This is a genomic window from uncultured Nostoc sp. (assembly GCF_964247315.1).
In the GTDB taxonomy this organism is placed as follows: Bacteria; Cyanobacteriota; Cyanobacteriia; order Cyanobacteriales; family Nostocaceae; genus Nostoc.
The window spans coordinates 1-18,824 of record NZ_CAXTTT010000014.1 but is presented as its reverse complement, the minus strand read 5'-3'; the positions used below and the strand labels follow the sequence as shown (position 1 = coordinate 18,824).

Sequence of the window (18,824 nt, the reverse complement as noted above, 5' to 3'; positions counted from 1 at the left end):
ATGACCACTGTTGTAGGACGAGAAACAGCTAGACCGATAACGCCACATAGCATCTTAGTAGCCCAGCTACAGCAAACCCTCAAATTGGCAGAAGAGAACAACATTCCTGTAGAGATATTAGATTCTTTGCGGCAGGGAGTTCAATTAGCAGCGGGTTTAGATCCCTACTTAGATGATTACACCACCCCCGAATCGAGCGCATTGACGGCATTAGCGCAAAAAACTAGTATTGAAGACTGGAGCAAACGCTTCAGCGATGGCGAAACAGTGCGTCAACTAGAGCAGGAAATGCTCTCAGGACATCTGGAAGGACAGACATTGAAAATGTTTGTTCATATCACCAAGGCAAAGCGCATTCTAGAAGTAGGAATGTTCACAGGGTATTCAGCCTTAGCAATGGCAGAAGCATTACCAAGTGATGGGCAACTTATAGGTTGCGAAGTAGATCCTTATGTTGCTGAATTTGCTCAAGCTTGCTTTAGTGAGTCTCCCCACGGCAAGAAAATCGTTGTAGAAGTAGCACCTGCCCTAGAGACACTCCACAAACTAGCTGGCAGAAAAGAAGTATTCGATCTGATCTTCATTGATGCAGATAAAAAAGAGTATGTAGAGTACTTCCAAACGATTTTAGATAGTAACTTACTGACTCCCGACGGTTTAATTTGTGTGGATAACACTTTGTTACAAGGACAAGTTTACCTACCACCCGAACACCGCACTGCCAACGGTGAAGCGATCGCTCAGTTCAATCGTGTTGTCGCTGCCGATCCTCGTGTCGAGCAAGTTCTGTTACCCATCCGAGATGGTATAACTCTAATTAGACGCGTGGTGTAATGAAGTTTGTAGAGACGTTGCAATGTAACGTCTCTACAATAAATGTAAAGGAAAGACATTATGGGACAATCAATTTCTTTATCTCTGCCTCAATCCCCAACGTCATCAACGGGTATTAAGATAAAGGTAATAGCTTTATTCAAGACTCTCGGTACTCTGACATTATTACTAATAGCCTTGCCGTTCAATGCTTTGATAGTGTTGATATCTCTGTTGTGGGGCATTGTGCGTTCGCCGTTTACGAAAAATGTCGTAGCTGCTCATCCTCAAACGATCTTGGTGAGTGGAGCCAAGATGACTAAAGCATTGCAACTTGCCCGCTCTTTCCATGCTGCAGGGCACAGAGTTATTTTGATTGAAGGTCACAAATACTGGTTGTCTGGTCATAGATTTTCAAAAGCGGTGAGTCGTTTTTATACAGTTCCGGCTCCGCAATCAGACCCAGAAAGCTATATCCAGGCGCTAGTAGAAATCGTTAAAAAGGAAAAGGTTGACGTTTTTGTACCTGTATCCAGTCCTGTATCTAGCTACTATGAATCTTTAGCAAAGGCTGCATTATCAGAATACTGCGAAGTTTTCCACTTTGATCCAGATATAACCAAGATGTTGGATGATAAATTTGCCCTTACCGATCGGGCGCGATCGGTTGGTTTATCTGTCCCCAAATCTTTTAAAATCACGGATCCTCAACAAGTTATCAATTTCGATTTTAGTCAAGAAACTCGCAAATATATTCTTAAAAGTATTGATTACGACTCCGTTCGTCGCTTAAATTTAACCAAACTTCCCTGCGACACTCCAGAAGAGACAGCAGCCTTTGTCAATAGTTTACCCATCAGTCCAGAAAGACCTTGGATTATGCAAGAGTTTATTCCTGGTAAGGAATTATGCACACATAGTACAGTGCGGGATGGAGAATTAAGATTGCATTGCTGTTCAGACTCTTCTGCTTTTCAAATCAACTATGAAAACGTCGAAAATCCCCAAATCCGTGAATGGGTGCAACACTTCGTCAAGAGTTTGGCACTGACTGGGCAAGTTTCTTTCGACTTTATCCAAGCCGAAGACGGTACAGTTTACGCCATTGAATGCAATCCCCGTACCCATTCGGCAATTACAATGTTCTACAATCACCCCGGTGTTGCAGACGCCTATCTTGGTAAAACTCCCCTAGCTGCACCTCTGGAACCTCTAGCAAGTAGCAAGCCCACTTACTTCATATATCACGAAATCTGGCGACTAAGTGGTATCCGTTCCTGGAAACAATTGCAAACATCAGTTAACACTTTAATGCGAGGAACTGATGCCATTTATAGTCTTGATGACCCAATACCATTTTTGACTTTGCATCATTGGCAGATTCCCTTACTTTTGCTGAAAAATCTCCAACAACTTAAAGGATGGGTAAAAATAGACTTTAACATTGGCAAACTAGTGGAATTAGGTGGCGATTAAAATAATTCGTAATTCGTAATTCGTAATTCGTAATTAAAGAAGAATTCAGTACATCATAGTCCCCTCCTTCGCTTGCGGGGAGGGGCTTGGGGGTTTAGTTCTTGTACCTCACAAAGGACGAAAAAAGCTGTATAAATTCTAACAATACATAAGGAAGATGAATCATGCCAGTACTTCGTATCCTTCATTTAGTTGGGTCTGCATACAATGATTTTTACTGTGATTTGTCACGGCTTTACGCCCAAGACTGTCTAGCAGCAACAGTAGATCGATCGCACTATGACTTTCAGATTGCATACATCACACCCGATCGCCAGTGGCGATTTCCTGCTTCCCTCAGCCCTGAAGATATTGCTGACACCAAACCGATGACTCTGTCTGATGCCATACAGTTTCTAGCAGCACAAAACATTGACATCATGTTACCACAAATGTTTTGTATCCCTGGAATGACTGAATACCGCGCTTTATTCGACTTGCTGAAAATCCCTTACATCGGCAATACTCCAGATATCATGGCAATAACGGCGCACAAAGCCAGAACCAAAGCAATTGTCGAAGCAGCAGGGGTGAAAGTGCCTCGTGGAGAACTGCTTCGTCAAGGAGATACGCCAACAATTACACCTCCAGCGATCGTCAAACCCGTAAGTTCCGATAACTCTTTAGGGATGGCCTTAGTCAAAGATGCTACTGACTATGACGCTGCTCTGAAGAAAGCCTTTGAATATTCAGATGAGGTGATTGTAGAAGAATTTATCGAACTCGGTCGAGAAGTCAGATGCGGCATCATTGTCAAAGACGGAGAGCTAGTGGGTTTACCCCTTGAAGAGTATCTGTTAGACCCCCACTCCAAACCCATCCGCAGGCATGCTGATAAACTCCAACAAACAGACGATGGTAACTTGGGTTTCGCTGCTAAAGATAATAAGAAGTCTTGGATTGTAGACCCGAACGACCCAATCACTCAGAAAGTTCAGCAAGTGGCTAAGAAGTGTCATCAGGCTTTAGGCTGTCGCCACTACAGTTTATTTGACTTTCGGATCGACCCAAAGGGAGAACCTTGGTTCTTGGAAGCCGGCTTATATTGTTCTTTTGCCCCAAAAAGCGTGATTTCTTCTATGGCTAAAGCAGTGGGAATCCCTCTAAATGAGTTATTAATCATGGCTATTAATGAAACGTTAGGCAGTAATAAAAAAGCGTTGCAAAATTGATAGTGAATTTCTTAGTATAGGTTTTTCTGCTTGTAGTGTATGGGTGAGCGATCGCTAATTAAGAGTCGGTTGAGACTGCGATCGCTTGTTTACGAGAAGCTTTTCTACGAGGGCTTACTCATTTCCTCAAAGAGGGATAAGTAACGATGTGCTTGTAGCTCGATCGCAAATTCCTGTTCTGCTTTTTCACGAGCGCGATCGCAAAGTTTTTGATGCCGCTCTTTGTTCTCTATTACCCAAATAATACCATTTGCTAAGTCATCATAACTGAAACATTGCGCTCGATATCCATTTTTTTGATGTTCAACTATATCTTTGAGTCCCGTTGAATCAAAAGAAACCACAGGTGTGCCGCAGGACAGGGATTCACAAGCAGTCAGTGGCAAATTATCTTCAGTCGATGGCACAATCATCACATCCGCAGATGAGTAGAGAAGCGCCAGTTTATTCTCATCATCAACTTTGCCTAAGTAGTGTACCTTAAAACCTAAATCAACTGAATCTTGAGGTTGAGATGAACCAAAAACAATCAGTTCAATTTTATCTTTCCACTCCGACTGGCTCAATTTTTGCAACGCTGATTGCAATAGATGAAATCCTTTTCTGGGGTTGCTAGTTCCGTTGATTGCTCCGAATAGAAGTAGTTGCTTATTTTGTGGGAGGTTCAGTAAGTTTCTGGCTATTTGACGCTCAGTTGGTTTATAGATGCTGAGATTTAACCCGTTAGGAATAACTCTGATGTCGCTATTTGAAAATAGTGAACTGGATTTAGCACATTCAGCAAGCCAATTACTAGGACTGACAATAGTAAGCTTGAGATTTTGCCAGGCTTTAATTTTACGCTGCCAAACCCAGCGAGATAAATCCCAGCTACGCTTGCTACCGAGTTGAGGGCAATTTCCACAAGATTTTGTATAGCGATCGCACCCTAAAGAATAGCAGCATCCACCTGTGAATGCCCACGTATCATGAAATGTCCAAACAATAGGCTTATTGAATTTTGCCAGTGCTTCAATTGGTATAAATCCGTCACATATCCAATGCAGGTTAATAATATCTGGTTCAAGTCCAGCAATTTGCGATGCAACTGTATTAGGAAGCCATTGTAGCCGGAAAAATGTAGGCTTACGTTGTCTATTTCTATAAAGTTTTAGTGGTAAATCATTTAAAATCGGACGAGCTTTCCAGATTAGTTGAGCTACTTTATTAGGATAACTGACCACTGTAGAGTCAACTATTCTTTTATCTTGAATTAGCATCCGAGAATCAATTTCTAACCTCAGTAATTCCTGATGTAGCCGATAAGCAGCACGAGCAGCTCCCGCTCCTCCCTTGGGATCGTAAGCGTTAACTAATAGAGGCTTAATCATTGTTGATTTAACTGTTTATTCATTAATATAAAGTTTCCTTTTGCCAGATTTTAGCATAATATTGTAGTAGAGCTAAGAAAATTTATTACCAGATTTTACAGTTATCTTAAAAGTAATCTCGGAAAATGCAACATAATATCAATATATTTACAACTTGAACAAATGCACGAGCGCACCAACCAATCAATAGGTTTTATTTTATTAACACATTCAAAACCTTTACAAATTTACAGGTTGATAAATCAGTTAAACACGATGTTCAATTATCCTGTAATTGTGTGTCATCATGATTTTTCAAAATGTGATTTATCTGTAGATACTCTGTCAAAAAATGTTTTACTAGTACGCCCTCACATCCAAACGGAATGGGCAGGCTTTACTTTAGTAGAAGCAACAGTACAAGCACTTCGACTGATGTACGAAGTTCCAGATACACCGGATTGGTTTGTATTACTCAGTGGAGCAGACTATCCCATTAAAACTGCAAGGCATATATTGGATGATCTTGCTTCAAGTCCATATGATGCTTATATTGAGTATGAGCAAATCACATATAAGACTTATAAACAAGATTTAATACCTGATATGTTATGGCTGAAAAATTCGTATCAACGATACTGTACAAAGACATTTTCTTTTCATTACTTAAAAAAATACTTTGCTCAACTGAATATAGAAATACGTTTGGAACATCCCTTATTAACAAAAGCTTTTCTTCCTTTTTCAAAGAAACTTGCTTGTTTCAGCGGAAGTCAATGGTTTTGTGCTAATCGCAAAGCTGCTGAGTACATTATCGATTTCCACGGGCAGAGAAATGTGTTAACTTTGTACTACAGTAAGCTTAAGTATACAGATGAGGCGTATTTTCAAAGTATACTTGCTAATGCACCTCACCTTCGGCTAAAAAACGACTGTCGGCGATATATTGATTGGTCAACTGGAGGCCCTCATCCCAAAATATTGCTAAGAGAAGATTTGCCTAATCTGCTTGCATCATCTGCTCATTTTGCTCGAAAATTTGACATCAATATAGATAGCAATATTCTTGACGAACTTGACAAAATTACATCCTAGTAGTCACTTAACATTTTGATAAACTTAGCTAAATAAATTCCAGCTATGGTTGCTACTGAGTTGAGGACAATCTCCATAAGATTTTGTATAGCGATCGCATCCTTAACAATAGCAGCAACCTGCCTATAAATTTCGGACTAGCGATGCACTTCAACTCTCGGAAAAATATCGCAGTCTATTGGCTCCCCAGATTTTTTGGCTTTGAGTGACTCAAATTCTGGGATATCAATTTCTTCAACAGGTCTGAAAGGCCAAGCATTGGGGCGGCGATCGTAAGTAACATCATCGCCAGTCCAATTAATCACCACTGCGCGTCGTCGTGTGGAGGATGTATTTTTTGCTGAATGATGAATTGTCATAAAATGATGAACTAAGCAATCTCCAGGTTCCATATCCCAAGATAAAATTTCATGAGGCTCTGGCTCTACAAACCATGAAGGGTCAGATCCTTCACGTAACTCCTTGCCCCATAGATGAGAGGTTTTGATGTACTCTAATTTACCATTCTCTTGGTTGACACTATCTAAAGCCAGCCAAATTTTACAACACTGTTCGCCTTGTATGGGCCAGTAAGATTTGTCGTTATGCCAGCCGACATGGCTGTCTGCTTTCGGCTTTTTAACAAAGAAACCGTCACCCAAAAAGTTAAGCTTTTTCGATTTCAAGACTTGAGCAGCGAGCGTCGCCAGCGGAGATTCAAAAGCCAAAGCACGGAAATCACTATCAACTAGCCATAAGCTATTGCTATGCTCTACATTACCTTCTGCTTTGTCGGTGTCCTTCACCTCCAGAGGACCTGGGATTAATAAATTCTTTTCAATGGCTGTTCGCATCCGTTCTACCCAGATGTCATCCAAAACATTTTTGACGCAGATAACACCGTCTCGTTCGAAAGCTTCAACTTGTTGGATGGTGATTTTTGATGTGTCTACCTTGAGCATCGTAACTTTTTCGAATTTTGAAACTTAACTAATTTGAGTCATATCAGCTAATTGACATTCAAATAGCATATTTCAACCGAAATTATGACCAGCTATCAACTAACTGATATCAACTTTGGTATTATGTCACAAATCTTTTTCACTATAGAGTAAGTATGTATGTTAGCAGGTCTTCCTGTAGGTGTAGAAATCTCCAGTTTGAGTGCAATATTCTTTGTCCACATCCTTAACAAACAAATTTCACCCTAACTACCCAAATCTTTTTTAACAATAAGTGGCACAAGCGATGCTAGTCGTAATATACCAGATACAATAAATACTTCTGCTATGCCAAAAGAACCAGCAAATTGAGCGATGAAGCCACCGATAGTTGCTCCTAAAGCACCACTTGCTCCAGCAACAGCTGCTGCTGTTGCAAAATAAATAGACTGATTTTTTACTGGTGCAATCTCTATCTGAAGATTGTTGTTACACAAGTCAACTCCTCCCCAATTAGCTCCAATAAAAATGTGTAACAGCGGCAACCATAGCCAAAGATCGAGAGGACTAGAACCTATCTTTAGCCACAGCAAAGGTATAACTGCAATTAGAATTCCAGTAGAAATTAGAATCGGACGATTACCTATTTTATCTGCTAATCTACCCCACACTATGAGCATTAGCATGTGTGCTCCTGCTCGCAGACTGTTATAGAAAGTGACCCAACTCACATCTAAGTTCAGCGTATCTAGCAAGTAGAGGTTAAAAAACGGGGCACTAAGATTAACAGCAAACGTCCATGAGCCGAAATAAAGCAGAAACACCAAAAAATTAGAGTTTTTCCAAATGCTGCTATCTATCTGGTTTTGGGTAGCTGGCATTTGAGATAGAGAGATTGGTTCAGATATCTCACCAGGTTCATTTGATGCCGAGTTTGACTGAATCTCACTAGTTTGAGATGAGTTAGCATAATAAGTATTTTGTAATTGAGGATTTATATCTACTTGGAAATACTGACATCCCAAGCTGACAATTCCAAAGATAATGCTTAAGAGCAAAATCACCCCATAACCTTGGATAGACCCTCCGTACCAATGTGATACAGCTAGACCGGCTATTAGCAAGCCGACCAACTCGGTTAAGTTGGCAACACTATTACGTAGCCCGAAATATCTACCTCGCAATCGCCGTGGGACTAACATTGCTATCCAACTGAACCACGATGCAGTTCCTAGTCCTCCTAAAAGATGGCTGCATACGAGAATCGAAAGCGACAATATCACTAATTGGTTGGAATTAAGTCCTCCCCAACTAAAGCTAACAATGCCAATTACTAAAATCAGCCACAGTAGCCGAGCAATCCCATAAATGCCAAGGGAATACTGAAAGCGGCTAGTGCTGCGTTCAGACAAGTAAGCACCTATTGGCTGAAAAAGATTCGCCAACATCGGGATAGAAGCCAGCATACCAAACACTATCGGGCTAGCATCCAACTCCACCAAGAAATTAGCTAGCAAAACTCCGCCAGTACCAATAGAGAAAACTGCTGCGAAAACACCATCGACAGTGGAAGCCCTCAAACTGGTGCGAATACCATCTTTAGAAATACGAGGGCTGAGTGTTGAGGTAGTAGGAGAGAGTATTGTTGATGGTGAGGCAACTTGAGCAATTTCTATAGAAAGAGGCACACCTGTTTCAATTTGAGATGAGTCCATAAATCTAGTATTTAAGAAAGTAATTAGGATTTACGCATCATACATATGTACTATACTAACTTTGGGCTTTTAAGCTGTGTCTAACACCCAAAAGACTAAATAAGAGTTGTAGTCAGCATCTGAAATGTATACATTAGTAGTCAATGTATATTATGGGAACTTTGTAAAATTCGTAAGTCCTAATATTATCCCTTATGTCTGTCTTCATGTTGAATCCAAGTGCGACGCATCCAACCGTGGGCGTGCAATCATAAATACCTTCCGCCTGGAAAATGGAAAGATCGCAGAACATTGGGATGTTAGTTAGTCAGACGATCGCGATCGCTCTTTGGCAAACTTGGGAACCACACCGGATTTTCATGGATATAGGAATGCCTCTAATGGATGGGTATGAAGGCTACTAAACAAAGTCTCGTGCTGTATTGAAGCATTTGGGGCAGTGGAAGAGAAATTGTTGAGTGTTTTGGAGTCTGAACATGGAGGAGAGATAACACCCTTAAAAATTTTGGCAATTTGGCATCCAATGTCTTTGGGTTGGAGTTTCAATAGAGATATCAACACAACGGGACAGTGAAGAAGTTGTACGAGGGATGTAGCAAAACTTTCCGCTTCTGGTGTCCCGTGCTATGCCAGTTGTCAAATGAGCGCTGTAGAACGGCTCTACATGATTGATACAGCGCTCAACAGAGTTCAGTTCCCGCTCTACAACTGGCTAGAAATAAACAAAACCAAATAAAACCTCAGAAGATGAAAAATGTAGATAGCTGGAATTTCTCTAGGAGCGATCGCCAACTCTTTTAAGCTGGTACAGACTGTTAATTACTGGAAGCCCTTAATTTTTATATTTTTTTGATAAATTTATACTAGTATATTTATTGAAGTATTATAGTATTAACTAAGACTAAATAATTACTAGTTTGTAACAGCCGATTTATGATGGCAGGCGCACTTTTTAGAAATAAATGGCTAAAAAATGGTTGATTTTAGGTGTATTTAGCTTTAGTGTTGACTTTGGCATCAGCCAAGCACGAATCGGGAGCAACGCCTAATCAAGAGTAGAGCCAAGACGTTTATGAGTGTGTATTAATTACAAAAAAATAAAACATTCGGCGTTGTTGATTAAAAGTATAAATTTTATTTCGTGCAAAACCGCAAAGATAAGAGTTTTAAACACTTGATTTTGGAATTTCATACTTCAAATCAGCAATGATAAAAACTCTTTTTCCTTTACCCTTATACCCATTTTCAAGAGAAATGAGCAATTTTCATCAATACGGAAAAGGAGATGCAACTCATAGCAGCGAGAATCAGCAATATGCCTGCTTAGTAGAACAACTTGATTTAATGATTCGGGCGCGGTATCCTTTACTATATGTGATTTCCGTTGAAGAAGAACCTGTTGAAGAAGTGTTGCAGCAAGTTGCATTGCGTTCTCTGCCCAAACGACAGCTTTTATTTTGGGATATTGTTCGGGGTTGGAGTGATAATGGTGCAGATAAAGGTTCGGTGATGGCGGCGTTAGGGCGAATTGGCAAAGCTGATGCCCAAACACCTGCAATGTTTGTACTGCGGGATTTGCATCCATTTGTGAAAAATCCGACTACGGAGAAGAATGCCCCAATTGTGCGGGAGTTGCGAAACTTGACACGGGAGTTAAAGCGATCGCGTAAAATGATCGTTACCACTAGCCACACTTTAGAACTTCCCGACGAGTTACTGCAAGAAGTGACTGTAGTGGATTTTCCCTTACCTAGCGTTGGCGAAATAGATAATTTAATTCAACAGTTAGTAGTACCAGATAAGTTAAATGTTTCCGGCTTGGCACGGGAACAGTTAGTGAAAGCCTGCCAAGGTTTAAGTCGCACCCGGATTTCGAGAGTGTTGGCAAAAGCTTTAGCTGCCAAACAGCAAGTAAATGAGTCTGACATTGACGGCGTATTGGAAGAAAAAAAGCAAGCAATCCGCCAAACTGGAATTCTAGAATTTTTCACACCACAAGAATCACTTAAACGAGTTGGTGGATTAGATCAACTCAAACAATGGGTACTAATGCGCCAAGATGCTTTTACTGAAGAAGCTAGACGCTACGGTATTCCTAACCCCAAAGGGATGTTACTTGTGGGCATTCAGGGAACAGGTAAATCTCTCTCTGCCAAGACAATTGCCCATGAATGGCGCTTACCTTTATTAAGATTAGATTCTGGGCGTTTATTTGGTGGGATTGTCGGCGAAAGCGAAAGCCGCGTGCGCCAAATGATTCAGTTAACTGAAGCAATGGCACCGTGCGTTTTGTGGATTGATGAAATTGATAAAGCCTTTGGCAATATTACCAGTAGCATTGATGGGGATTCCGGGACATCCCGCCGCGTGTTTGGCAGTTTGATTACCTGGATGCAAGAGAAAACCGCGAGTGTGTTTATTGTGGCTACAGCTAATAACGTCAAAATATTACCAGCCGAGTTGTTGCGGAAAGGGAGATTTGATGAAATTTTCTTTTTGAATCTACCTACAGAAGCCGAACGCCAAGAGATTTTTAAAGTTCATTTGCAACGGTTACGCCCCAATCGGCTGCGAGAATTTAACTTAACTTTGTTAGCCAAACAGAGTCTCAATTTTAGCGGTGCGGAAATTGAGCAGGTAGTCGTTGATGCGATGCACCAAGCATTTTCTACAAGAGTTGAGGGACAGCGCCGAGACTTTAATACAGAGGATATTTTGCAGGCTGTAGCGCAGACAGTACCATTAGCTGCGATCGCACATGAACAAATTGAAGCATTAAAGCAATGGGCAGCACAAGCTGGTGCAAGAACTGCCTCCAATGATGTGTTGTTGGTAGAGGAATTAAAACAATACTCAACCGAACAAGGAATAGGCCCTTTAGAAGTCGATTAAAATAGAAAAACTATGTGTTTCCTGCGTCTCATTTTTTAATCCCAAATCCCAAATCTCAAATCAAAAATTGTTATTATGTCTCATTTCACAACGATCAAAGTCCAAATCAAACGCGGTGAAATTCTGCATCAAGTTTTGCAAGAATTAAACTATCAAGTTGAATGCAACACGAATGTACGCGGATATCGAGGCGATACGACTCAAGCCGAGTATGTAATTCGCCAGAAAAATGGTTATGATTTAGGTTTTCGCCGCAGTGGTGAAAATTACGAAATAGTTGCAGACTTTTGGGGAGCAAAAATTAATCAACAGCAGTTTGCTAATTCCATCAGCCAAAAATATGCTCATAAAACCTTGATGGCAACGGTGCAAGAACAAGGCTTTAATGTGGAGGCAGAAGAAGTTTTAGAAGATGGAACTGTGCGGGTATTAGTAGGGCGTTGGGTGTAATTATATCGTGAGAAACAAGATCCCCGACTTCTTCAAGAAGTCGGGGATTTGAACCTGCTGACAATTCTTACAAGTCTGAACGGTAAATTAGCGGAATTTGATAATACCATCCACCTCTTATTTCTTTGCCAGTAATCCAGGGTAGAGAACCTATAGGCGCTGTCTTAAAAGTAAATCTAGATGTTTCAAATGCTGATGAAAGCCATCCTAAATTCTTGTAAATATTAAAAACACTATCACTAGAGTTAGACTTGTAAAAACAGGGAAGATTATCCCTATCTTGATAAAACTTACAACCTTCTTCCAGCAATATACGTTTTTGTACACTAAAGCCAAAATGATTATTGCTAAATTTCACCCAGAGTTGATCAATTGTCCGCAGATCAGTTTGTGATAGATTATGAAGGTCATTTATGTCGTAATAAGATTGAGATTTCTTCCCTACAGCTTCCTGAATTTTTTCACCAGTTTCTAAGTTAGCTTGCAGCCATTCTCCAGATGCTAATAAATGACGCAAACTCCTATAGTCTACCCCTACTTTTGACTTTAAAGGAACATGTTGTAATAAATTTTGTTTTTCATTTTGTCTGAAAGACTCAAATAGTAAATCGTAAGCCACCGACTGTAATACTCCAGTTTCAGTTAAAACAATCTGGTTCAAAAGCTCTTGACCTGCTTTACCATATTTGAGAGCATCTAATAAAGCAGCGATTCTAATTTCCTGCGAATGAGCGCTATCAAGACGACGCTTAACGCCTTCGATTTTGCCTAAAACTAACCCATCTACAGGAGGTGGTGCTTGTCCACCAAGTACAGCATCATATTCTCGCGGTTGATTGGGATTATTTGGCATCATTCTCTTCCTCGACTCTAATACCAGTATTCCCAATTAAGGAAATGCGATCGCAGTTGTTATTTAAGTGTGCGATCGCAACTTTTTCTAGGACTTCACACCCCATATTTTAATAGTTTTATCTCTACTGCCACTAACAAGAGTGTTCCCATCTGGACTGATAGCCCACTTGAACTTTCCTGATTCATCTTGCCAAGCCTGAATTACTAAGTCTAAACCTGCTTCTCCGTAATTGAGTGCCTCTTTTAATGCGGCAATTCGCGCTTCTATATCTACACTTCTCAATCGGCTTTTAACACCTTCGAGTCCGCCTAAAATAACACTGCCAATTGGGGCAGAATTTTGAGTACCTAAAACGGCATCATATTCTTTAGGTTGATTCTGATTCTCTGCCATTGCATTTTTACCAATCTACTATTAGTAGTATTCCCATTTGTGATTATGGTTTTTTTTTAAACGAACCGCAAAGGCGCAAAGAACGCGAAGATAAAATTATTTTAGTTTAGCGATCGCTCCCTTCTCCACTAATATATTTCCCGTCAATAAGTCTTTTACTGTTACTACTAATACCCGTTGTTTGTTGACTTCAAATTGTGCTTGTATTCGGTCTATTCCTGTTTGTCCAGGGGGTTCGAGATGAGCGACACATACTTGTTGATGATGAGTTTCTAAAGAACGATAGCTATCTTGTTTTACTAATTGACTACTAGTCATTCTTCCTTGAGCATCGTAAGAAACTTCCGCTTGGGAAAATTCTGCAACTTCCCCAATATCAAGGCGAATTTCTCGCTGTCCTTCGGTGGCTACTTGCAAAGTTAAAAGTTCAGAACGCGCCCCTGGATACTTTGCTCCTTTGGCAATCAAAGTAAAATAAGAATAAGTTTTGCTGTGGGGTTCCCAAAGACGGATAGCATAACTGTGGCGTAGGTAATCATCAACTGCTGCCATTTCGCTTAATGCTAATGCGCCATGTGCAACAGCTTCAAAGGGTTTATCTAATTTAACTTTTTGTTTGCCAAAATAGGAAATTACTAGTTGTTGGATAGCGGGAATTTGACAAGAACCGCCGACTAATAAAACCTGTTCAATGGCAGATTTAGCTATGCCTTTGGAAAGTGCGATCGCTAATACTTCATCTATTGCTTGTCTTAATTGTTCTAATAGTTGTTGATTTTCTAAAATTTCGCCTAACTCGTCCAGATGTAACTGCAATTCATGGGACATAAAACTTTCGTCATCAAACCAAGCTTCTTTGGCGTCATCTGTTGTCGAAAGTTGAATTTTTACTCTTTCTGCTACTTCCAATAAATTCATAAAACCGATTTCTCCTACTTCAGTGCGGGAGAAACCGATTTTTTGCAGATAATATTCGACAATCCAAGTATCGATATCTACACCGCCAATAAAAGCATCAGATTTAGCCAGAACTTCAGCGCGTACTGCTTGCTGTTCGGAAACAACGCTGACAGTCCGCACTAAACTTAAATCCAACGTTCCGCCACCAAAATCGACTACCAAAACCACAGTACCAGGACGCTTGATAGCATAACCAAGCGCTGCTGCTGTTGATTCATCGACAATTTGCACTGCGGGAATATTGAGTTTGTCCCCCAAGTTGCGGAACCAATCAAGATACCGCTCAAATGCACCTACAGGAACTGTAAAAATAACGTGGCTTGGTTGTAATTGCTGTTCAACCTGTTGCCAAATTTCCAACAGAAACAGTTCTGAAACAATCTCAGCACTGTAACTATTACCATCCAACAGTCGGGGAGGCGGCACAAAATCTGCCGCTAAATCGCGTTTGAAAGCTCGAAAACAGCGTTCCGGCTGGGCAAACCCCAAGCGTTTGGCGCGTACAGATTCACCAAACAAAATGCTATTTTGCCCTTCCACAAACACCAAACTCGGCACGACGCTAACTTGTTCCGCCCCAACCTCAAACCGCCGCGACATCAAATCAAATCGCAACGTCCGTGGTTTTTGCGTAATCAAATCTGTAGTGCAAACAACAGTATTGCTCGTACCAAAATCAATTATTACTGTAGTCATTAGTTATTTGTCATTTGTCATTGAGCATTGGGCATTGGGCATTGGGCATTGGTTATTTCCCGTGTCCCCGCATCTCCTCATCTCCCCCCCGGTAAACTACGGCTAACCTTGGCAGGGCAAAGAATTCTTCCTTGATGCTGATAACCAACAAAGCGAATGTAAACTAATTCACCTTCAGTAATATCGGCATTGTCTGGTTGATAAAATTGGGAATTGTAAGGCACTTGTTCCCAAGGTTTGCCTATCTGTTCGTAACCCCATTTACTAATGAGATTATCTAGAGAAGTAAACATCGAAAGCAGATTTTTCACGGGCAATTCTGGTTTAACACTCACCATTTGGTGGATGCTGGGATAGTTTGTCAACAATGTCTGCAATTGCTCAAATGTGGAAGTACGAAATTCTTCTGTTAGTTCTAGACGTTGCTGTTGCAACTCTTCATAGAGTCGCACGCCTTCTTGATGCAGTGCTGCTTTTTCAGAAATAAGTTGCTGTATTTTTTGCTCTAATTCTAAGTATTTTTGATGAGATACTTCGAGTTCATCTTCTAGTAATTTAATTTGAGATTGCGCCAACCCTAACTTGTCAGTTCGCTTGTTTGCTTGAGAAGCGATCGCTGCGTTAATTGCTGGAATAATCAAAAGTAACGCCAAAAATCCGATTGCGATCGCTAAAATACTTTCCACAGAAAACATACTGGTTCCCTGGATGTCTGATATGATGTCTGCGAGCATCTATATCTCTCTTATTGTTGTTTGAGAGACTGTTGTTCTGTTCCTGTCACGTTTTCTTGCCCCTCGTAATAATCAGGAAGCAGTTCTTGAGTTTCTATGTCTCCTAAAGCATCTTCAATTCCAGATGTTGTGCTGGTACAACTTGCGCCAGAAGCACCAATTACCGTTTCCGTAATTTTTCCATCTTTACCAATGCGATACTCAACTTTTTGATACTCTGCCATAAGTAAAAATTCTATATTTTCAAGGTTTTTAAAGCAATACGCAGTTATTCTGTTGTATCACTTTTGCCAGCGATCCGCAATTACCAAATAAGCGCGTTAGAGCTTTTGCTAATATACCAAAACAAATGTACTATATCGAATAAGATTGCACAAGCACGAAAGAAACCGGAAAAAAGCTATAAGTGTATAAAATAATACTATAGTTACGTAAAAATGGCGTTATTTTAGCAAGCTGGTAATTAAATTAGAACAGAGTTTTTGGGAACCCTAACTAAGACTTGAAAGGTAAATCAACATGACTAACAATCAAAATCAACCCAGAGATTATGATGCAGTTTTAGGAGGACAATCGCCACCTCCTATAGATGGACTTGTTCTCGGAGGAATTGAGGGTATTAAACGTTGTTTATCAAATCCTGTGGCAAATGTCCGAATTGCTGCACTTGGCGAAGCTTTGAAATATGGTGATGCAGGGTTGGATGTTTTGATTCAAGCGTTGCAAGATAAATCGAGGTTAGTGCAGCGTTTTGCTTATCGAGTATTGAAGCAAAGAACAGAACCGCAAGTTTTACAAGCGTTGCAGATATATAAATCTTGGAACTTGGAAGAGAGATTTAACAAGTATCCAATGGATGCTAGCGCATTTTTAAATCGGCAAATTGTGGATTTCGATCCAAATGTAGGTATTGCCGAACCTATTAACAATGCTTACGCTCTTAGATGTGAATATGATGATAATGAGGAGAATTTCTCGAATCAACTTAGTAGACTTGTGCAACAACCCAACGCCGACAAATTAGAAGCTTTAGTGTTTGGTTTATGGCCTTCTCAATGTGTCAGAAAGCTTTTTGTCTGAGGAAATGATTGATAAATTGTCTAGTTTGGATGTGCGAGTTTTGGCTAATCATCAGAAAAAGGAAGAAGACGATAGCTATATTCACAGTCGCTATTGTTCTGTTTCTGAGTAATTTATCACTAAGGGCATCATGTCTAATTTTAAAGTCTCCAGTAGTTAATCAACTGCATACTCTCGATGTTTCTGGAAATCGTTTACACAAAAATATAATTGAGCAATTTTCAAATTTGAAATGTCGAGTAATTGCAGATTCTCAGTTTAGCGATCGCTATTACTCACTCTGGGAATAAATTCATAAAATAATACAATATTATCTAAGATGAACAACAATCCAAATCAACCAAGAGAATATGATGCAGTGCTTGGTGGAGAAACACCTCCTGCTAGTCGTGTGGTATTAGGAGGAATTGCAGGAGTTAAGAATCGCTTAAAAAGTGGAATTTTTGAAGTACAGGTTGCTGCACTTGCTGATGCATTAAATTATGGAGATGCAGGTTTAAATTTGATGATTGATGCCTTGCAAGATTATTCACATAAGATTCACCAAATTGCAGTTGAACTATTGCAAGAAACAGAAGGGAAAGGTAAGCAAGCACTTTTAAGCTGTGAACCTTGGTTATTTTTTGCAACTTTAAAAGATTGGACATCGGAAAATTTTAATCCGAAAGCTGGTATCACTAATCCATCTGAGACAGCCTATAGAGTAAATATTGAGCAATTAAAGTTACTATTGCAAGACTCACAAGTTAGCCAAATTGAAGCTTTAATTTATCATTTATCTGGGTACGACTGTTATTACGAAGTTAGCCAAGATTTTTATAGTTATGTTGATATTCTCTTTGAAGCGCGTCAGCAATTAACTAATCTTAAAGCTTTGTTTATAGGTGATTGTCGAGATAATTACTACAAAAAATATTATATAGGTGTGGGGGATATAACTTTAATATTAAAAGCTTATCCTAATCTAGAAGTGCTACATATTCGTGGTTGCTGCAATGAACTGGAATGTGAAAAACTACAACATAACAATTTGAAAACTCTAATTATTGAGACAGCAAATATTAGTGATGTACCCATTTATCGCCTTTGCTCACTTTATTTACCAGCGTTAGACTATTTTGAATTATGGATGAGTAGACCTTCTGAACATAGTTGTAATGAGACTATTGACAGCATAAAACGAATTCTTTTTAGTGAATCATTCCCGAACTTAAGCTATTTAGGTTTGCATAGCGATTATGCTGATGCAATTGCTGATGCGATCGCACAATCTTCTTTCATGGCTGAATCTCCCATTATTGCGACTCTTGAAGTACTTAATTTATCAATGGGAAACTTGACTGACACAGGTTTGAACGCTTTAATTGAATCTCAAGCAATTATTGATTTACATACCATCAATATTGCTCACAATTACGTATCAGAAAAATTTATTCAGGAGATTAAACAATCATCGCTTATTGATTGTTTATTGATTGCTCATTCTCAAGAAAAGATATATGACGGGTGTAGTGCTTCTCGCTACTCTACGTTATACGAATGAAAATTTTTACCTATCAATTAGGATTAGCCAAAATGAACAACGATCCAGATAAACCGAGAGAATTTGATGCAGTACTTGGGGGACAATCAGCACCTCCTGCTAGTGGTGTGGTTTTAGGAGGAATTGAAGGAGTTAAAAATCGGTTTAAAAGCCCTGAAGCTAGAGAAAGAGCATTTGCATTGATTGATGCTTTGCGCTATCAAGAACAAGGTTTTCAATTGGTAATTGAAGCCTTGAAAGACCCTTCAGATAAAGTGCAGATGTTTGCTGCTCGTCTTCTCCGGGATAAAGGTGGACAAAAGGGTAAACAGGTTTTATTGAGACATAATCCTCAGCAATGTTTTACGATGCTAGAAGATTGGCAATTTGAAACTTTTTATCCAAATATTGGAATCACTTCTGCAATTAGTACAGCTTACAATGTTAACCTCTATCGTGAGGAGCCAAATCCTCGTGGAGGATTTCGTGTAGTTGAAGATTTTAATCTAGATGCTCTTCAATTATTCCTCAATGATATCCAAGTCAGTGAAGTTGAAGCTTTAGCTTGTTGGATGCCTGATGAAAGATGGTTACAAATATATCACGAAGACCCGAATTTCTCACAAACTCAGAAAAAAGCGGAGGTTAAAACTGGTAAAATG

At 39.8% G+C, this 18,824-nt stretch carries 17 protein-coding genes and 1 pseudogene; 10 read left to right on the top strand and 8 right to left on the bottom strand.

Annotation, left to right across the window (positions count from 1 at the left end):
- The 3 genes from ACFE93_RS06670 (at position 1) to ACFE93_RS06660 (ending at position 3,500) form a co-directional block, all read left to right on the top strand.
- Positions 1 to 834, top strand: a complete 834-nt coding sequence (locus ACFE93_RS06670) for an O-methyltransferase (protein ID WP_375472576.1) — start codon at positions 1 to 3, stop codon at positions 832 to 834.
- A gap of 60 nt (positions 835 to 894) precedes the next feature.
- Positions 895 to 2,289: an ATP-grasp domain-containing protein gene (locus ACFE93_RS06665; RefSeq protein ID WP_375472575.1), complete on the top strand. Its 1,395-nt coding sequence runs from the start codon at positions 895 to 897 to the stop codon at positions 2,287 to 2,289.
- A 164-nt stretch (positions 2,290 to 2,453) separates the two neighbouring features.
- Positions 2,454 to 3,500, top strand: a complete 1,047-nt coding sequence (locus ACFE93_RS06660; protein WP_375472574.1) for a D-alanine--D-alanine ligase — start codon at positions 2,454 to 2,456, stop codon at positions 3,498 to 3,500.
- 104 nt (positions 3,501 to 3,604) lie between these two features.
- On the opposite strand, the gene ACFE93_RS06655 is transcribed toward ACFE93_RS06660, so the two are convergent.
- On the bottom strand, positions 3,605 to 4,870 hold the full coding sequence (locus tag ACFE93_RS06655; RefSeq protein ID WP_375472573.1) for a glycosyltransferase family 4 protein: 1,266 nt from the start codon (positions 4,868 to 4,870) through the stop codon (positions 3,605 to 3,607).
- Between the two features lie 162 nt (positions 4,871 to 5,032).
- On the opposite strand from ACFE93_RS06655, the gene ACFE93_RS06650 reads away from it, so the two are divergent.
- The gene (locus tag ACFE93_RS06650) at positions 5,033 to 5,944 is read left to right on the top strand and encodes a beta-1,6-N-acetylglucosaminyltransferase (RefSeq protein WP_375472572.1); all 912 of its coding nucleotides are present in this window, start codon (positions 5,033 to 5,035) and stop codon (positions 5,942 to 5,944) included.
- A 137-nt stretch (positions 5,945 to 6,081) separates the two neighbouring features.
- Here ACFE93_RS06650 and ACFE93_RS06645 read toward each other — a convergent pair whose 3' ends face one another.
- Positions 6,082 to 6,885 (bottom strand): phytanoyl-CoA dioxygenase family protein, encoded by an 804-nt coding sequence (locus ACFE93_RS06645; protein WP_375472571.1) that lies wholly within the window; start codon positions 6,883 to 6,885, stop codon positions 6,082 to 6,084.
- A gap of 245 nt (positions 6,886 to 7,130) precedes the next feature.
- The gene (locus ACFE93_RS06640; RefSeq protein ID WP_375472570.1) at positions 7,131 to 8,579 is read right to left on the bottom strand and encodes an MFS transporter; all 1,449 of its coding nucleotides are present in this window, start codon (positions 8,577 to 8,579) and stop codon (positions 7,131 to 7,133) included.
- 272 nt (positions 8,580 to 8,851) lie between these two features.
- Between ACFE93_RS06640 and ACFE93_RS06635 the strand changes: the two genes are divergently transcribed.
- From ACFE93_RS06635 to ACFE93_RS06625, 3 genes are all read left to right on the top strand, one after another.
- Entirely contained in the window at positions 8,852 to 8,983 is a 132-nt protein-coding gene (locus ACFE93_RS06635; RefSeq protein ID WP_375472569.1) for a hypothetical protein, read from the top strand.
- An 850-nt stretch (positions 8,984 to 9,833) separates the two neighbouring features.
- Positions 9,834 to 11,471 (top strand): AAA family ATPase, encoded by a 1,638-nt coding sequence (locus ACFE93_RS06630; protein ID WP_375472568.1) that lies wholly within the window; start codon positions 9,834 to 9,836, stop codon positions 11,469 to 11,471.
- 75 nt (positions 11,472 to 11,546) lie between these two features.
- Complete coding sequence (locus ACFE93_RS06625; protein WP_375472567.1) at positions 11,547 to 11,921, top strand: DUF1257 domain-containing protein; 375 nt, start codon at positions 11,547 to 11,549, stop codon at positions 11,919 to 11,921.
- 67 nt (positions 11,922 to 11,988) lie between these two features.
- Here ACFE93_RS06625 and ACFE93_RS06620 read toward each other — a convergent pair whose 3' ends face one another.
- From ACFE93_RS06620 to ACFE93_RS06600, 5 genes are all read right to left on the bottom strand, one after another.
- The gene (locus ACFE93_RS06620; RefSeq protein ID WP_375472566.1) at positions 11,989 to 12,777 is read right to left on the bottom strand and encodes a GUN4 domain-containing protein; all 789 of its coding nucleotides are present in this window, start codon (positions 12,775 to 12,777) and stop codon (positions 11,989 to 11,991) included.
- An 84-nt stretch (positions 12,778 to 12,861) separates the two neighbouring features.
- Entirely contained in the window at positions 12,862 to 13,170 is a 309-nt protein-coding gene (locus ACFE93_RS06615; protein ID WP_375472565.1) for a hypothetical protein, read from the bottom strand.
- 96 nt (positions 13,171 to 13,266) lie between these two features.
- The gene (locus tag ACFE93_RS06610) at positions 13,267 to 14,826 is read right to left on the bottom strand and encodes an Hsp70 family protein (protein WP_375472564.1); all 1,560 of its coding nucleotides are present in this window, start codon (positions 14,824 to 14,826) and stop codon (positions 13,267 to 13,269) included.
- Positions 14,827 to 14,903: 77 nt separating this feature from the next.
- Entirely contained in the window at positions 14,904 to 15,560 is a 657-nt protein-coding gene (locus ACFE93_RS06605) for a hypothetical protein (RefSeq protein WP_375472563.1), read from the bottom strand.
- 11 nt (positions 15,561 to 15,571) lie between these two features.
- Positions 15,572 to 15,784 (bottom strand): DUF2997 domain-containing protein, encoded by a 213-nt coding sequence (locus tag ACFE93_RS06600; RefSeq protein ID WP_375472562.1) that lies wholly within the window; start codon positions 15,782 to 15,784, stop codon positions 15,572 to 15,574.
- Positions 15,785 to 16,079: 295 nt separating this feature from the next.
- Here ACFE93_RS06600 and ACFE93_RS06595 point away from each other — a divergent pair, with 295 nt between their 5' ends.
- The 3 genes and pseudogenes from ACFE93_RS06595 to ACFE93_RS06585 form a co-directional block, all read left to right on the top strand.
- Positions 16,080 to 16,640, top strand: coding sequence for a HEAT repeat domain-containing protein (locus tag ACFE93_RS06595; RefSeq protein WP_375472561.1), 561 nt, complete (start codon positions 16,080 to 16,082; stop codon positions 16,638 to 16,640).
- Positions 16,641 to 16,959: 319 nt separating this feature from the next.
- Positions 16,960 to 18,183, top strand: a complete 1,224-nt coding sequence (locus tag ACFE93_RS06590) for a hypothetical protein (RefSeq protein ID WP_375472560.1) — start codon at positions 16,960 to 16,962, stop codon at positions 18,181 to 18,183.
- 32 nt (positions 18,184 to 18,215) lie between these two features.
- A pseudogene (locus ACFE93_RS06585) lies at positions 18,216 to 18,824 on the top strand (hypothetical protein); the annotation flags it as partial.

Bases quoted from the DNA above. Each gene is read 5' to 3' on its own strand.
- ACFE93_RS06670 (WP_375472576.1), top strand. From the start codon at position 1: ATGACCACTGTTGTAGGACGAGAAACAGCTAGACCGATAACGCCACAT.
- ACFE93_RS06665 (WP_375472575.1), top strand. From the start codon at position 895: ATGGGACAATCAATTTCTTTATCTCTGCCTCAATCCCCAACGTCATCA.
- ACFE93_RS06660 (WP_375472574.1), top strand. From the start codon at position 2,454: ATGCCAGTACTTCGTATCCTTCATTTAGTTGGGTCTGCATACAATGAT.
- ACFE93_RS06655 (WP_375472573.1), bottom strand. From the start codon at position 4,870: ATGATTAAGCCTCTATTAGTTAACGCTTACGATCCCAAGGGAGGAGCG.
- ACFE93_RS06650 (WP_375472572.1), top strand. From the start codon at position 5,033: ATGCACGAGCGCACCAACCAATCAATAGGTTTTATTTTATTAACACAT.
- ACFE93_RS06645 (WP_375472571.1), bottom strand. From the start codon at position 6,885: ATGCTCAAGGTAGACACATCAAAAATCACCATCCAACAAGTTGAAGCT.
- ACFE93_RS06640 (WP_375472570.1), bottom strand. From the start codon at position 8,579: ATGGACTCATCTCAAATTGAAACAGGTGTGCCTCTTTCTATAGAAATT.
- ACFE93_RS06635 (WP_375472569.1), top strand. From the start codon at position 8,852: ATGGAAAGATCGCAGAACATTGGGATGTTAGTTAGTCAGACGATCGCG.
- ACFE93_RS06630 (WP_375472568.1), top strand. From the start codon at position 9,834: ATGAGCAATTTTCATCAATACGGAAAAGGAGATGCAACTCATAGCAGC.
- ACFE93_RS06625 (WP_375472567.1), top strand. From the start codon at position 11,547: ATGTCTCATTTCACAACGATCAAAGTCCAAATCAAACGCGGTGAAATT.
- ACFE93_RS06620 (WP_375472566.1), bottom strand. From the start codon at position 12,777: ATGATGCCAAATAATCCCAATCAACCGCGAGAATATGATGCTGTACTT.
- ACFE93_RS06615 (WP_375472565.1), bottom strand. From the start codon at position 13,170: ATGGCAGAGAATCAGAATCAACCTAAAGAATATGATGCCGTTTTAGGT.
- ACFE93_RS06610 (WP_375472564.1), bottom strand. From the start codon at position 14,826: ATGACTACAGTAATAATTGATTTTGGTACGAGCAATACTGTTGTTTGC.
- ACFE93_RS06605 (WP_375472563.1), bottom strand. From the start codon at position 15,560: ATGCTCGCAGACATCATATCAGACATCCAGGGAACCAGTATGTTTTCT.
- ACFE93_RS06600 (WP_375472562.1), bottom strand. From the start codon at position 15,784: ATGGCAGAGTATCAAAAAGTTGAGTATCGCATTGGTAAAGATGGAAAA.
- ACFE93_RS06595 (WP_375472561.1), top strand. From the start codon at position 16,080: ATGACTAACAATCAAAATCAACCCAGAGATTATGATGCAGTTTTAGGA.
- ACFE93_RS06590 (WP_375472560.1), top strand. From the start codon at position 16,960: ATGAACAACAATCCAAATCAACCAAGAGAATATGATGCAGTGCTTGGT.